Source organism: Halomonas urmiana (assembly GCF_005780185.1).
Lineage (GTDB): Bacteria > Pseudomonadota > Gammaproteobacteria > Pseudomonadales > Halomonadaceae > Halomonas > Halomonas urmiana.
Genome location: NZ_VBUI01000015.1, coordinates 59,579 through 74,641 on the forward strand (window position 1 = coordinate 59,579; position 15,063 = coordinate 74,641).

A 15,063-nucleotide genomic window follows, 5' to 3' on the forward strand; every position below is an offset into this window, starting at 1 on the left:
CATGGCAGCGCGTGGAAGCCTCGTCGGGGTGCTGCTGCTGGCGCTCTTGCTGGGCGCCGGGGGGCGGGCGTTGTGGGTGTGGCTGGATCGTCCCATCGAGCGGGTCTCGGTGCGGGGCGAGCTACAGCATGTCAGTGCCGACTACTTGCGCAGCCGCCTGGCACCGCTGATTCAGGGCCAGAGCTGGCTCTCCGTCGACCTGTCGGCGCTGCGCCGTCAGGCTCGGGAGATCGGCTGGCTGAAGGAGGTGCGCGTCAGCCGCGAGTGGCCCGATGCGCTGACCTTCGAGCTGGTCGAGCAGGTGCCGGTGGCGCGCTGGAGCGATGGGCGCCTGCTCAATCCCGAGGGCGAGCCCTTCGCCGCCGGCCCGGTGTCGCCGCCCGCCGACCTGCCGGACCTGGCCGGCCCGCCCGACAGCGGGGCCGAGGTCCTGGACTACCGGACTCGGCTCGCCACGCAGTTTGCTTCCCTGGGGCTCGAGGTGCGCCAGCTGCGCCTGGAGCCGCGCGGTGCCTGGCGCTTCCAGCTCGACAGCGGCGTCTGGGTGATGCTGGGGCGTAACGATCGCGCCTCGCGCCTGGGCCGCCTGGTCGCCGCCTGGGAGCGCGAGCTGGGACCTCTGGCGTCGCATATCCGCTACATCGACCTGCGCTATCCCAACGGCGTCGCCGTGGCGTGGCACGGCGAAACCGAGCCGCTCGAGGATGAGTCGGTAACGGATGGGTGAGCGATCGATGAAATGACTCGCTCATGAGGGCGGTATTTCGGGTGTTTCTTTCGCGGCAAAATCGCCGTATCGTGTCCGGTGTTTTAACAATCGGGCTGGTGGAACACGCGATGTTGTTCCTATAATTGCCCCAGGCTAACTTTTCAGGATTAATCTTCCCCTTCGGGGTCAGGTTCTAGGAGACTTCCCGACTCATGGCAGGTCCATCCAATGCGTCCAGTATGGTAGTCGGGCTGGATATCGGAACATCCAAGGTCGTGGCGATCGTGGGGCAGCCCAACGACGATGGCGGGATCGAAATCGCCGGTATCGGCTCACACCCGTCCCGCGGCATGAAGAAAGGCGTGGTGATCAATATCGAATCCACGGTGCAGTCGATTCAGCGCGCCGTGGAAGAGGCCGAACTGATGGCCGGCTGCGATATCCACTCGGTCTATGTAGGCATCGCCGGCAGTCATATCAGTTCGATGAATTCCGATGGCGTGGTGGCGATCAAGGAGCGCGAGGTCGCCTCCACCGATATCGACCGCGTCATTGACTCCGCCCGTGCGCGCGCGATCTCGGAGGGGCAGCGGGTGCTGCACGTCCTTCCCCAGGAGTTCGCCATCGATACCCAGGGGGGTATCCGCGAGCCGCTCGGCATGTCCGGGGTTCGCCTCGAGGCACGGGTGCATCTGGTCACCGCCGCCCTGAATGCCGTTCAGAACATCGAGAAGTGCGTGCGCCGCTGCGGGCTCGAGGTGGACTCCATCATCCTCGAGCAGCTGGCGTCCAGCCATGCGGTGCTGACCGAGGACGAGCGGGAGCTCGGCGTCTGCATGGTGGACATCGGCGGCGGCACCACCGACATCGCCGTGTTCACCGAGGGGGCCATTCGCCACACAGCGGTGATTCCCATCGCCGGCGACCAGGTCACCAACGATATCGCCATGGCGCTGCGCACGCCTACGCAGCATGCCGAGGAGATCAAGGTCAAGTATGCCTGCGCGCTGACCCAGCTGGCCGCCAGCGACGAGATGATCAAGGTGCCCAGCGTCGGTGACCGGCCGGCCCGGGACCTCTCCCGCCAGTCACTGGCCGAGGTCGTGGAGCCCCGCTACGAGGAGCTCTTCACCCTGGTGCGCGACGAGCTGCGGCGCAGCGGCTACGAGGACCTCGTCGCCGCAGGCGTGGTCCTGACCGGCGGCACCGCCCGCATGGAGGGCGTGGTCGAGCTGGCCGAGGAGATCTTCCATATGCCGGTACGCATCGCCTGTCCGCAGAATGTGCGTGGACTGGCCGACGTGGTGCGCAATCCGATTTATTCGACGGGTGTCGGCCTGCTGCATTACGCTCTACTGGAAACCCGTCAAGGGCATGGCCGCCAGGGGGCTGGGGGTAGCATGTCGGCGCAACCCAGAAGTGACGACAATACCCGGCGTGACGCAGGGGAAGGGACTCCGGCGTTGGCAAGGATCAAGGGCTGGTTCAAAGGAAATTTCTGACAGGGCCGCAGTCGCGGTCCAGGAGACGGGACTTATGTTCGAACTGGTAGATAGCGCACCCTCCAGCAGTGCAGTCATCAAGGTCATCGGTGTCGGGGGCGGTGGCGGCAACGCCGTCAACCACATGGTCGAGAGCAACATCGAGGGCGTCGAGTTCATCTGCGCCAATACCGATGCTCAGGCGCTCAAGCGCGTTGCCGCCAAGACCGTGCTCCAGCTCGGCAGCGAGATCACCAAGGGACTCGGCGCCGGCGCCAACCCCGACGTCGGCCGTCAGGCCGCCATGGAGGATCGCGAGCGCATCGCCGAGCTGCTCAACGGCGCCGATATGGTGTTCATCACCGCCGGCATGGGCGGCGGGACCGGCACCGGGGGCGCGCCCGTGGTCGCCCAGGTGGCCAAGGAGCTGGGCATCCTCACCGTCGCCGTGGTGACGCGTCCCTTCCCGTTCGAGGGCCCCAAGCGCATGCGCGCCGCCGAGGAGGGCATGAAGGAGCTCTCCGAGCATGTCGACTCCTTGATCACCATTCCCAACGAGAAGCTGCTCTCGGTGCTGGGCAAGAGCGCGACCCTGTTGACCGCCTTCAGTGCGGCCAACGACGTGCTGTTGGGGGCCGTGCAGGGCATCGCCGAGCTGATCACCAGTCCCGGCATCATCAACGTCGACTTCGCCGATGTGCGCACCGTGATGTCCGAGATGGGCATGGCGATGATGGGCACCGGCGGTGCCACCGGCGAGAATCGCGCCCGTGAGGCCGCCGAGAAGGCCATCCGCAGCCCGCTCCTCGAGGATATCGACCTCCACGGTGCCCGCGGCATCCTGGTCAACATCACCGCCGGCCCGGATCTCTCCATCGGCGAGTTCAACGACGTGGGTGCCACCGTTCAGGAGTTCGCCTCCCAGGACGCGACCATCGTGGTCGGCACCTCCATCGACATGGACATGACCGACGAGCTGCGCGTCACCGTGGTCGCTGCAGGGCTGGAAGGCAACAAGGCCCAGAAGCCGACCACCCGCGAGGCCTCGCGCAGGACCGAAGCCAGCGGCTATCGCCAGCGTCCGCCAGCGGCTGCCAGTCGTGGACAGGCCGCGGCGGCATCCAAGCCGGCGCCGCAGGAGGCGCCACGGCCCCAGTCGCAACCGGAGAAGCGTCCCTCTCAGGAGCTCGATGACTACCTCGATATTCCCGCCTTTCTGCGCCGTCAGGCCGATTGAGGCGGCCTATCACGGGAATAGCGGGCGCCAGGTGATCTTTCTTTGTTGAAACGGCCGTTCGGTGTTATAGTGAACGGTGTTTGATAACCAATGACTGCCTGGCGACTGCCCATGATCAGACAACGAACCCTGAAGAATGTCATCCGCGCCACCGGCGTCGGCCTGCACTCCGGCAAGAAGGTCTACCTGACGCTTCGTCCGGCACCGGTCGACACCGGGATCGTGTTCGTGCGCACTGACCTCGAGCCCGAGGTGCAGATCCCGGCTCGCGCCGAGCATGTCACCGACACCACGCTCTGCACCGCGCTCTCCGCGGGCGGTGACAAGGTCGCGACCGTCGAGCACCTGATGTCGGCCTTCGCCGGTCTCGGCATCGACAACGCCTACGTCGACGTCAGCGCGCCCGAGGTGCCGATCATGGACGGCAGCGCGGGGCCCTTCGTGTTCCTGATCCAGTCGGCGGGCATCGCCGAGCAGAATGCCCCCAAGAAGTTCATCCGCATCAAGCGTGAGATCGTGGTGCGCGAGGACGACAAGGAGGCCATCTTCCTCCCCCATCAGGGCTTCAAGGTCTCTTTCGCCATCGACTTCGATCATCCGGTGTTCGAGGGGCAGTCGCAGACCGCGATGGTGGACTTCTCCACCACCTCCTTCGTGAAGGAGGTGTCCCGGGCGCGGACCTTCGGCTTCATGCGTGATCTGGAGTATCTGCGCGCCAACAACCTGGCGCTGGGTGGGAGCCTCGACAATGCCATCGTGGTCGACGACTACCGCATCGTGAACGAGGGTGGGCTGCGTTACGACGACGAGTTCGTCAAGCACAAGGTGCTCGATGCCATCGGTGACCTCTACCAGCTCGGCTACAGCCTGATCGGCGAGTTCCGCGGCGTGAAGTCGGGCCATGCCTTGAACAACCAGCTTTGCCGTGCACTGCTGGCCCAGCCGGAAGCCTGGGAGTTGGTCACCTTCGAGGGCGAGGCCGAGAAGGCGCCGATCTCCTACGCGGCGCCCGCCATGGCCTAGCCCGAAGCTTGAAGAGCGGCGCTTCGCGCCTGGAAGCTTGAAGAAAAACAACCCCGCTGGTAGGCCCAGCGGGGTTGTTTCATACCAGGCTGAGGCTATGCTGCGTTCCAGCTTCCAGCTTCCAGCTTCCAGCTTCCAGCTTCCAGCTTCCAGCTTCCAGCTTACGGCTCCTCCTCGCGTTCGGCGTGGGCGGCCAGCCGTTTCAGGGCGCTCTTGAGGCCGGGGTCGTCGACGTCGGCGGCACAACTCGTTATCTCGTCGGCGGCCTTCTCCGGCAGGTGACGGGCCTGGCGCAAGGGTGGGCGGGTCGGGCGCACGGGGCGCACCTTGAGGATGAAGCCGGTGACCGCCTCGAACCCCGGCAGCTGGTGCAGCAGGCCGAGCAGTCGCGGCTGCTCGTAGCGCAGCCGAGTCAGCCAGACGGCGCGGTCGGTGATCAGCGCCAGCTTCCCCTGATGGAAGCCACCGACGAAGAGATGCTCGCGCATCTCCTCGGGCAGGTGATCGCGCAGATGGGCCTGGGCCCGTTCGACCAGGGTGGCCATGCGCATCAAGGCGCTCAGCTCGCCGCGCCCTTCGAGCAGGCGGGACATGGGCTGTGCTCGGAACTGCTTAACCTTTATACTCATCCGCTTGATTCTCGGGGTCGAAGCCCTGACGTTAGCCGTCGGCCGCCATCATCCAGGCGGCCCTTGAACAGCCAGAGCCTAGCACGCACCGGAGGCCGTCGACAGCATGCCCGCCGCCATCACCGACAACTGCGCCGGCCCCCGGGGTTCGCGGCGCATGCGCCGCGCGACGCGCTGGTGGCTGGCCGGTCTGCTGGTGGGTTGCCTGTTGCCGGCGGGCCTCGCCCAGCTGGAATCCCTGCGTCCCGTCGAGCGGGCCGCTCAGGTCAGCCTGCTGGTACCCGTGCTGCTGCGCGTGCGCTCTCGCCTCCAGGCGCGTCGGCGCGCCTTGGGGCGCTGGGTCCGCCGCCGGATGGGCTGGCCGCTGGCGACGAGACGGATATGCCCGCGTCCTGCGCATCCCCGTGTTCCGGTTGCCGCCAATGACGTCCTGTCGCGTCGTGGCCCTCCCGCGGGCCGCTGAGCCACCGCACCGGAGAGGTCGCGGGCCATTGCCCGCGATGCGATGTCACACGCAGCCACTGGATCCTTCATGATCAATAACCTGTTACGCAAGGTCGTCGGCTCGAAGAACGACCGCGACGTCAAGCGCATGAACCGCCAGGTCGCGGACGTGACCGCCCTGGAAGCCGAACACGAAGCCCTCGATGAGGCCGCCCTCAAGGGCCGTACCGATCACTTCCGCGAGCGTCTCGCGGGGGGCGAGTCCCTCGATGCGCTGCTCCCGGAGGCCTTCTCGACGGTTCGCGAGGCCAGCCGCCGCGTCATGGGCATGCGCCATTTCGATGTGCAGATGGTCGGCGGCCTGACCCTGCACCGGGGCCGCATTGCCGAGATGAAGACCGGCGAGGGCAAGACGCTGGTGGCGACACTGGCCGTGTACCTCAATGCCCTGCCGGGCAAGGGCGTGCACGTGGTCACGGTCAACGACTACCTGGCACGCCGCGATGCCGAGTGGATGCGCCCGCTCTATGAATTCCTCGGCCTCTCGGTGGGGGTGATCTACTCCGGCCAGACGCCGGAGGAGAAGCGCCACGCCTACGGCTGCGACATCACCTACGGGACCAACAACGAGTTCGGCTTCGACTACCTGCGCGATAACATGGCCTTCTCGCTGGAGGAGAAGGTGCAGCGCGACCTGCACTTCGCCATCGTCGACGAGGTGGACTCGATCCTGATCGACGAGGCGCGCACTCCGCTGATCATCTCCGGGGCGGTGGACGAGGACACCGAGCTCTATCAGGTGGTCGACCGCCTGGCCCACCACCTCGCAGAGTGCAGCGACGAGGAGGATCCCGAAAGCGGCGACTTCACCCTCGACGAGAAGCAGAAGCAGGTCGAGATCACCGAGGGCGGCCACCACAAGGTCGAGGCGCTGATGCGCGAGCAGGGCCTGCTCGGCGAGGCGGACTCCCTCTACGCGGCCCAGAATCTCAACCTGCTTCAGCACATGCACTCGGCGCTGCGCGCGCGCCACCTCTATCACCGCGACGTGGACTACATCGTCAAGGATGGCCAGGTGGTGATCGTCGACGAGCACACCGGCCGCAGCATGCCGGGGCGTCGCTGGTCGGAAGGCCTGCACCAGGCGGTGGAGGCCAAGGAGGGGGTGCCGGTCCAGCGCGAGAGCCAGACGCTGGCCTCCACCACCTTCCAGAACTACTTCCGGCTCTACGATAAGCTCTCGGGCATGACCGGCACCGCCGACACCGAGGCCTTCGAGTTCCGTCAGATATACGGCCTGGACGTGGTGGTCATTCCTACCAACCGGCCGCTGGTCCGCCAGGACTTCAACGACCTGGTCTACCTGACCGCCGAGGAGAAATTCGAGGCGATCATCGAAGACGTCCAGACGCAGACCGCGGCCGGTCGCCCGGTGCTGGTCGGTACCGCCTCCATCGAGACCAGCGAGTACCTGGCCGAGCTGATGAAGCGTGCCGGCATGGCCTTCAACGTCCTCAACGCCAAGCAGCACCAGAGCGAGGCACAGATCATCGCCCAGGCCGGCCGTCCCGGGGCCGTGACCATCGCCACCAACATGGCCGGTCGCGGCACCGACATCGTGCTCGGCGGTAACTGGGAGGCCGAGGCTGCCACGCTGGAGAATCCCAGCGAGGCGGAGCTCGAGCGGCTCAAGGCGGAGTGGCAGGCGCGCCACGACGCGGTGCTCGAGGCCGGTGGCCTGCACGTGGTCGGCTCCGAGCGTCACGAGTCCCGGCGCATCGACAACCAGCTGCGCGGGCGCGCCGGCCGCCAGGGCGACCCGGGCTCGACGCGCTTCTTCCTCTCGCTGGAAGACAACCTGATGCGGCTGTTCGGCTCCGATCGGGTCCAGCGGCTGATGCAGGCGCTGGGGCTGGAGCGGGGCGAGGCGATCGAGCACAAGATGGTCTCCAATGCCGTCGAGCGGGCCCAGAAGAAGGTCGAGGGGCGCAACTTCGATATCCGCAAGCAACTGCTCGAGTACGATGACGTGGCCAACGATCAGCGCCGGGTCATCTACGAGCAGCGCAACGAGATCCTCGCCGCCGAGGACATCTCCGACAACGTCGCCGGCATCCGCGAGGAAGTGCTGGATCTCGCCATCAGCGAGTTCGTGCCGCCCCAGAGCCTGCCCGAGCAGTGGGACCTGGCCGGGCTCCAGGATCACCTGAAGAGCGAGTTCAACCTCGAGGCGCCGGTCGTCGAGTGGGCGGAGCAGGACGACCGCTTCCACGAGGAGCCGCTGCGCGAGCGGCTCCAGGCGATGCATCGCGAGGCCTACGAGGCCAAGGTCGCGGAGGCCGGCGAGACCCTGATGCGCCGCTTCGAGAAGCAGGCGATGCTCCAGGTGCTCGACACCCGCTGGAAGGAGCACCTGCAGTCCATGGACCACCTACGCCGCGGAATCCACCTGCGAGGCTATGCCCAGAAGAACCCCAAGCAGGAGTACAAGCGCGAATCCTTCGAGCTGTTCCAGCACCTGCTGACCAACATCAAGGCCGACGTGACGCGCATCCTGAGCCACGTCCAGGTGCGTCGTCCCGAGGAGGTCGAGGAGCTCGAGCGCCAGCGTCGCGATGCGCTGGAGCGCGAGAAGGCGACGGCGGCGAGCCGCCATGACGAGCCCGCCATGGCCGGCGACGCGCGAGACGAGGCGCCGGCCGCGCCGGCACCGGGCGCCGACGGTCGCCCGCTGCGTCGTGAGGGCCCCAAGGTGGGGCGCAATGACCCCTGCCCCTGCGGGTCGGGCAAGAAGTTCAAGCAGTGCTGCGGCAAGCTGAGCTGAGGTGATGGGTTGAGGTGACTGGCCGGGTACGCCCCGGCCGACAGAGGAGACGAGACGATGGCAGTGGGTGAGACACGTTTTCCCGAGATGCCGGTGATCGAGGGGCTGCGGCTGGGTGCCGCCATGGCCGGCATCAAGAAGCCCGATCGCCGCGACCTGGTGGTGATCGAGATCCCCGAGGGGGCCAGGGTGGCGGGGGCCTTCACCCGTAACGCCTTCTGTGCGGCGCCGGTGATGGTGGCCCGCGAGCACCTCGCCGCCTGTGTGGCGCGCGGCGAGGGGGCGCGCTATCTGGTGGTCAATACCGGCAATGCCAACGCCGGTACCGGCGCGACGGGGCTCCGTGACGCCCGGACCACCTGTGCCGAACTGGCGCGGCTGGCCGGAGTGGAGGAGGCGAGCGTGCTGCCGTTCTCCACCGGGGTGATCGGCGAGCCGCTGCCCATGGACCGCCTGCTGGCGGGGCTGCCCGGCGCGGTGCAGGCGCTCGATGACGGATCAGACGCCTGGCTCGCGGCGGGCGAGGGCATCCTCACCACCGATACGCGGGCCAAGGGGGCCAGCGTCACCCTCACGCTTGGCGACGCGACGGTGACCATCAACGGCATCGCCAAGGGCTCGGGCATGATCCGTCCCGACATGGCCACCATGCTCGCCTTCGTGGCCACCGACGCCGCCATCGAGCAGGCGCTGCTCGATGGCCTGCTGCGCGAGGCGGTGGAGCGCTCCTTCAACTGCATCACCGTGGACAGCGACACCTCGACCAATGACGCCTGCCTGCTGATCGCCACCGGGCGTGGCGCGGCGGTGGTCGACGGTGAGGCGCTCGAGCGCTTTCGCGAAGGGCTCCTACAGGTGATGGCCGAGCTGGCCCAGGCGGTGATCCGCGACGGTGAGGGCGCGACCAAGTTCGTCACGCTGCGGGTCGAGGAGGCGCGCAGCCGTCGCGAGGCGCTGGACGTGGCCTTCACCGTGGCGCACTCGCCGCTGGTCAAGACGGCCCTCTACGCCTCTGATGCCAACTGGGGGCGTATCCTCGCCGCGGTCGGGCGGGCGCCCGTCGAGGAGTTCGACGTCGACCTCGTCACCATCGATCTGGGCGAGGTTCGCCTGGTCGAGAACGGCGGTCGCGCGCCTGGCTATGCCGAGGAGGCCGGCAGCGCGGTGATGGCTCGCGAGGAGATCGAGATCCGCATCGCCCTGGGGCGTGGTGAACAGCACGCCACGGTCTGGACCTCGGACCTGTCTCATGACTACGTGAGCATCAACGCCGACTATCGTAGCTGACCGAATCCTTCGGTCGGCAGTCAGACAGAAACCCCGCGCGGCCCACGGCCGCGTGGAACAGCGGGTAGGAGTCAATGAACGCAATGGTGAAGAGAAGGGTGCACGTGGCGGCGGCCGCCATCATCAGTGCCGACGGTCGCGAGGTGCTGCTGGCCCGTCGTCCCTCCAACGTCGATCATGGCGGCCTCTGGGAGTTTCCCGGTGGCAAGCTGGCACCCTACGAGACCGGCCTGGAAGCACTCAAGCGCGAGCTCCACGAAGAGCTGGGCGTGGAGATCCGGCGCGCTCAGCCGCTGATCCGCATCCACCATGAGTATTCCGACAAGCACATCCTGCTGGACGTGTGGCAGGTGCACGACTTCGCCGGCGAACCGTTTGGTCGCGAGGGGCAGGCCGTGCGCTGGGTGCCCATGAGCGAGCTGGCGAACTACCCCTTTCCGGCGGCCAACCTGCCGATCCTGCGGGCGGTGATGCTGCCGACGGAGTACCTGATCACCGGTGAGGAGGTCGACGAGTCGCGTTTCCAGGAGTGCCTGGGGCGCGCCCTCGACGAGGATGGCGTGCGCCTGGTACAGCTGCGGGCCAAGTCGCTGGACGAGGCGGAATACCTGAAGCGCGCCGAGCAGGCCCTCGAGCTCTGCCGGGCGCGGGGCGCACGGCTGGTGCTCAACGGCGAGCCGTCGCTGCTCGAAGCCGTGGATGCCGACGGTATCCATCTGACCAGCGATCGCTTGATGAGCCTGGAGCGGCGGCCCGTGGCCGAAACCAAGTGGCTCTCCGCCTCGACCCATGATCGCCGGCAGCTGGACCATGCGCGCCGCATCGGCTGCGACTTCGTGACCCTGTCGCCGCTGCGCACCACGCCCTCGCATCCCGAGGTGCCCCCGATCGGCTGGCATGACTTCCAGCAGCTGGTGGAGCGCGCGGGCATGCCGGTCTTCGCGCTGGGTGGGATGACGCGCTTCGATGCCCACCATGCCCGCGCCGTGGGCGCCCAGGGCATCGCCTCGATTCGCGATTTCTGGAAATGACCGGCTTCGCCGGAGCTTGAAGCCATCAGCTTGAAGCGGGAAGAAAACCGCCCCATGGCCTTGCCGTGTGGGCGGTTTTCTTTAGGCTCTCTGCAGCTTCCAGCTTCCAGCTTCCAGCTTCCAGCTTCCAGCTTCCAGCTTCCAGCTTCCAGCTTCCAGCTTCCAGCTTCCAGCTCCGCGCGAAGCGCGGTCAGTCCCGATAGCGCCGGGTCAGGTCGCCATAGGCGTCGATGCGCCGGTCCCGCAGGTAGGGCCAGATGCGCCGCACCTCCTCGCTGAGCGTCATGTCCAGCGTCACCAGCATGCGCTCCGCCTCCTGGCCGGCATGGGCGAGCAGCTCGCCCTGGGGGCCGCAGATGAAGCTGCCGCCCCAGAAGTCGATGCCCGGCGTCGCCCCGGAAGGATCCGACTCGTGGCCGACCCGATTGGCGACGATCACCGGCAGGCCATTCGCCACGCCATGGCTGCGCTGGATCAGGGTCCAGGCCTCCTTCTGGCGCCGTTTCTCCGGGGTGTCGTCCGGCGGATGCCAGCCGATGGCGGTGGGGTAGAGCAGCAGTTCCGCACCCGCCAGGGCCATCAGCCGGGCGGCCTCCGGGTACCACTGATCCCAGCAGACCAGCACGCCGAGGCGGCCGAGCGAGGTGTCGATCGGCGTGAAGCCCTGGTCGCGGGCAGCGTCCTGGTCGCCGGGGGTGAAGTAGAACTTTTCAAAGAAGCCCGGATCGTCGGGGATGTGCATCTTGCGATAGTGGCCCACGCGGCCGCGATCGCGGTCATAGACCACCGCGGTATTGTGGTAGAGGCCGGGCGCGCGGCGCTCGAACAGCGATCCCACCAGCACGATGTCGAGCTCTTCCGCCAGCGCCGCCAGCCGGGTGCCGGTCGGCCCGTCGAGGGGCTCGGCCAGGTCGAAGACGTCGGTGTCCTCGGTCTGGCAGAAGTAGTGGGTGGCGTGAAGCTCCTGGAGCATCACCAGCTGGGCGCCGGCGCCTGCCAGCTCTCGGATGCCGGCCTCGCTCTCGGCGAGGCTTCTGGCCTTGTCGGGCCAGGCGGGCTGCTGGACCAGTCCAACCTTCAGGTGACGGGACATGAATGAGTCTCCTCGTGGTTCAATGCTCGAGGCTAACCCGGTAACAGGTGTCCGAGGGGGCCCTCTGCCATCTGTCCCCGGCGCCTCTTGCGTCAGGCAACGGGTGTATCCTGGGCAGCCAGGCTGCCGGCGGGCAGCTGCATGGTCAGGCAGTGCAGGCTGCCGTGTTGGCGAATCACGCTCAGGCAGTCGATGGGGATGATGTCGCGGCCCGGAAAGGCGCTTGCCAGGGCGCTGAGCGCCCGGGTATCGGCGGCGTCGCCGTAGGTCGGGACCAGCACGGCGCCGTTGATGATCAGAAAGTTGGCGTAGGTGGCGGGCAGGCGGTGGCCGTCCACCGGGTCGTGGCAGGCGCGCGGCCAGGGCAGGGGCACCAGCCGGTAGGCCTCGCCGTCGGCGCGGCGTAGGGCCTTGAGCTCCGCCTCCATGGCGGCGAGCGCCGGATAGTGGGGGTCGGCGGGGTCGTCGCAGCGCACATAGGCCAGGGTGGCCGGGTCGCAGAAGCGCACCAGGGTATCGACATGGCTGTCGGTGTCGTCGCCCTCCAGGTGGCCGTGGGTCAGCCACAGCACCCGCGTGATGCCGAGATCCTGCTTGAGGCGCGCCTCCATGGCCGCCCGATCGAGCTCGGGATTGCGGTTGGGGTTGAGCAGGCACGCCTCGGTGGTCAGCAGGGTGCCCTCGCCGTCGGTGTCGATGGCGCCGCCCTCCAGCACCAGCTCGCTCGAGGCGAGGGGGCAGGCGAAGGCGCCGGCCTCGGCCAGGCGCCGGGTCAGGGTGTTGTCCCGGGCGGCTTCGTACTTGCCGCCCCAGCCGGTGAAGGCGTAGTCGAGCAGCCGCGGCGCATTGCCCTCGGCCACGGTGACCGGGCCGTGATCGCGGGCCCAGGTGTCATCGGCCGGGGCGACCATCAGCCGCAGGCGGGCGGGGTCGACGCCCAGGCAGATGAAACGCCGGGTCAGGTGGCTGCGGGTGGCCGCGTCCGGCACGGCGATCAGCACGGCCTGATAGCGGGCGATGGCCACCACCATGGCCTCCAGGGTCGCCTCGATGCGCTCGAGCAGAGGCGCCCAGTCGCTGTCGGCGGCGGGCCAGGTGAGTTGCACGGCATCCTGGGGATGCCATTCGGGGAGCAGGCAATGGGCCATGGGGCGAGTCTCGTGCGGGTCGTGACGGCGCAATGTAGGCTGCCGTCGTCAATGATGCAATCATCGCGCAAGCGGCCAGGGACGGCGATGCAGGCGCGGGCAAAAAACCGTACCATGGGCGCCCGCCGACAAGGAACGTTCTCATGCTCGACCGTCTCCCCTTTCTGATCGGGTTGCGCTACGTGCGGGCCAAGCGTCGCAACCACTTCATCTCCTTCATCTCGCTGACCTCCATGCTGGGCCTCATGCTCGGGGTCGCGGTGCTCATCCTGGTGCTCTCCGTCATGAACGGCTTCGACCATGAGCTGCGCACCCGGGTGCTGGGCATGGTGCCGCATACCAAGATCGAGTCGCCGGGTGGTCTCACCGGTTGGCAGTCCCTGGCCGAGCGCCTCGTCGAGCGCGAGCGGGTGATCGGCGCCGCCCCCTATGTGGAGCAGCAGGGCATGTTCTCGGTGGGCGGTCGCAACGAGGGCGCCATGGTCAACGGCATCGACCCCGCCTGGGAGAGTCGCGTGTCGATCGTCGACGAGAACATGCGTCAGGGCCGACTCGACGACCTGAAGGAGGGCGAGTGGAACGTCGTGCTGGGCTCGATTCTCGCCCGTCGACTGGGCGTGGGGGTGGGCGATCGCGTCACCCTGCTGGTGCCCGAGGCATCGATCACCCCGGCCGGGGTGTTCCCCCGGCTCAAGCGCTTCACGGTGAGCGGCATCTTCAGCGTCGGCGCCGACCTAGATGCCGCCCTGGCCTATGCCCATATCGAGGACATGCAGACCCTGGCGCGCCTGGGCGACGCCGTGGGCGGCCTGCGCCTGGAGCTCGACGACCTGTTCGCCGCCGGCAGCGAGACCCGCGCCATCATCGACGAGCTCGGTGCCGGCTACCGGGGGATCGACTGGACCTACTCCCACGGCAATCTCTTCCAGGCGATCCAGATGGAGAAGCGCATGATCGCGCTGCTGCTGACGGTCATCATCGCCGTGGCGGCCTTCAACATCGTCTCCACCCTAGTGATGGTGGTCACCGACAAGCGGGCCGATATCGCCATCCTGCGCACCATCGGCGCCACCCCGCGCTCGATCATGGGCATCTTCATCGTCCAGGGGCTGGCGATCGGCGTGATCGGCATCCTGGTCGGCGTCACCCTGGGCGTGCTGTTGGCGCTCACCGTGTCGGACCTGATCGGCTGGGTGGAGAGCACCCTGGGCATCCACTTCCTCGATGCCGGCGTCTACTTCATCAGCGAGCTGCCGTCGCGCCTGATCTGGTCCGATGTGCGCAACATCGTCGCCGCGGCCTTCATCCTGACCTTCCTGTCGACCCTCTATCCGGCCTGGCGGGCCGCGCGGGTCCAGCCTGCCGAGGTACTGCGCTATGAGTGACACGGCCATGACGCCACGGACCGATGCGGCCAGCCGAGCGGAGCGGGTGATGCTCGAGTGTCGCGACCTGACCCGCGTCTATCGCGAGGGGCCGCGGGACTTGACCGTGCTGGACGGCCTGGAGATGCGGGTGCAGGCCGGCGAGCGGGTCGCCGTGGTCGGCAGCTCCGGCTCCGGCAAGACCACGCTCCTGAACCTGCTGGGCGGGCTGGATCAGCCCAGTCGCGGCGAGGTGTGCATCGCCGGCGAATCGCTGCTGGCGCTCAACGACGCCGACCTGGGGCGCTTTCGCAACCGCCACATCGGCTTCGTCTACCAGTTTCACCACCTGCTGGCGGAGTTCACGGCGCTGGAGAACGCGGCCCTGCCGCTGATCGTGCGCGGCCAGCGCAAGCGCCACGCCGAGGAGCGCGCCCGGGAATTGCTGACGCGCGTCGGCATGGCCGATCGGGCCGATCACAAGCCGGGTGAGCTCTCCGGGGGCGAGCGCCAGCGGGTGGCCATCGCCCGGGCGCTGGTCACCGACCCCAGCCTGATGCTGATGGACGAGCCCACCGGGAACCTCGACCAGACCACCGCGGGGAGCATCCTCTCGCTGATGGACGAGCTGGCGGCAAGCGCCGCCTGTGCCTTCGTGATCGTCACTCATGATCCGGGGCTTGCCGCCCACCAGGATCGCGTGCTCAAACTCGACGGCGGGCGCCTGGTCGAGGAGCCTCCCCACGCCTGAGCGCGCCCGGTATCGCGATGAAGCAGCGGCCGGCGTCCTGGC

13 protein-coding genes are annotated in these 15,063 nt (G+C 67.7%); 10 read left to right on the forward strand and 3 right to left on the reverse strand.

Annotated features, from left to right (window positions below; translation table 11 throughout):
* The first annotated feature begins 1 nt into the window (after position 1).
* The 4 genes from FEI13_RS10850 to lpxC all read left to right on the forward strand — a co-directional run bounded on the left by FEI13_RS10850 (position 2) and on the right by lpxC (position 4,450).
* Positions 2-727, forward strand: a complete 726-nt coding sequence (locus FEI13_RS10850) for a cell division protein FtsQ/DivIB (protein ID WP_138181556.1) — start codon at positions 2-4, stop codon at positions 725-727.
* 194 nt (positions 728-921) lie between these two features.
* A complete protein-coding gene (ftsA, locus tag FEI13_RS10855) occupies positions 922-2,211 on the forward strand; it encodes a cell division protein FtsA (RefSeq protein WP_138181557.1) in 1,290 nt (429 codons plus the stop codon).
* A 34-nt stretch (positions 2,212-2,245) separates the two neighbouring features.
* A complete protein-coding gene (gene ftsZ / locus FEI13_RS10860) occupies positions 2,246-3,427 on the forward strand; it encodes a cell division protein FtsZ (RefSeq protein WP_138181558.1) in 1,182 nt (393 codons plus the stop codon).
* A gap of 111 nt (positions 3,428-3,538) precedes the next feature.
* Positions 3,539-4,450 (forward strand): UDP-3-O-acyl-N-acetylglucosamine deacetylase, encoded by a 912-nt coding sequence (gene lpxC, locus FEI13_RS10865; protein WP_138181559.1) that lies wholly within the window; start codon positions 3,539-3,541, stop codon positions 4,448-4,450.
* A 161-nt stretch (positions 4,451-4,611) separates the two neighbouring features.
* Here lpxC and FEI13_RS10870 read toward each other — a convergent pair whose 3' ends face one another.
* Positions 4,612-5,043, reverse strand: a complete 432-nt coding sequence (locus FEI13_RS10870) for a DUF721 domain-containing protein (protein ID WP_138181560.1) — start codon at positions 5,041-5,043, stop codon at positions 4,612-4,614.
* A gap of 142 nt (positions 5,044-5,185) precedes the next feature.
* On the opposite strand from FEI13_RS10870, the gene FEI13_RS10875 reads away from it, so the two are divergent.
* The 4 genes from FEI13_RS10875 (at position 5,186) to FEI13_RS10890 (ending at position 10,665) form a co-directional block, all read left to right on the forward strand.
* A complete protein-coding gene (locus FEI13_RS10875) occupies positions 5,186-5,542 on the forward strand; it encodes a hypothetical protein (RefSeq protein ID WP_138181561.1) in 357 nt (118 codons plus the stop codon).
* Between the two features lie 69 nt (positions 5,543-5,611).
* A complete protein-coding gene (gene secA / locus FEI13_RS10880) occupies positions 5,612-8,347 on the forward strand; it encodes a preprotein translocase subunit SecA (protein ID WP_138181562.1) in 2,736 nt (911 codons plus the stop codon).
* Between the two features lie 57 nt (positions 8,348-8,404).
* A complete protein-coding gene (gene argJ / locus FEI13_RS10885; RefSeq protein ID WP_138181563.1) occupies positions 8,405-9,634 on the forward strand; it encodes a bifunctional glutamate N-acetyltransferase/amino-acid acetyltransferase ArgJ in 1,230 nt (409 codons plus the stop codon).
* Positions 9,635-9,717: 83 nt separating this feature from the next.
* Positions 9,718-10,665, forward strand: a complete 948-nt coding sequence (locus FEI13_RS10890; RefSeq protein WP_138181564.1) for a Nudix family hydrolase — start codon at positions 9,718-9,720, stop codon at positions 10,663-10,665.
* Between the two features lie 190 nt (positions 10,666-10,855).
* On the opposite strand, the gene FEI13_RS10895 is transcribed toward FEI13_RS10890, so the two are convergent.
* Positions 10,856-11,758 (reverse strand): carbon-nitrogen hydrolase, encoded by a 903-nt coding sequence (locus FEI13_RS10895; protein WP_138181565.1) that lies wholly within the window; start codon positions 11,756-11,758, stop codon positions 10,856-10,858.
* 92 nt (positions 11,759-11,850) lie between these two features.
* Positions 11,851-12,906, reverse strand: a complete 1,056-nt coding sequence (locus tag FEI13_RS10900) for an agmatine deiminase family protein (protein WP_138181566.1) — start codon at positions 12,904-12,906, stop codon at positions 11,851-11,853.
* 143 nt (positions 12,907-13,049) lie between these two features.
* On the opposite strand from FEI13_RS10900, the gene FEI13_RS10905 reads away from it, so the two are divergent.
* Positions 13,050-14,291 (forward strand): lipoprotein-releasing ABC transporter permease subunit, encoded by a 1,242-nt coding sequence (locus FEI13_RS10905; protein WP_138181567.1) that lies wholly within the window; start codon positions 13,050-13,052, stop codon positions 14,289-14,291.
* A 7-nt stretch (positions 14,292-14,298) separates the two neighbouring features.
* Positions 14,299-15,021: an ABC transporter ATP-binding protein gene (locus FEI13_RS10910; protein ID WP_420841589.1), complete on the forward strand. Its 723-nt coding sequence runs from the start codon at positions 14,299-14,301 to the stop codon at positions 15,019-15,021.
* The last annotated feature ends 42 nt before the right edge of the window (positions 15,022-15,063 follow it).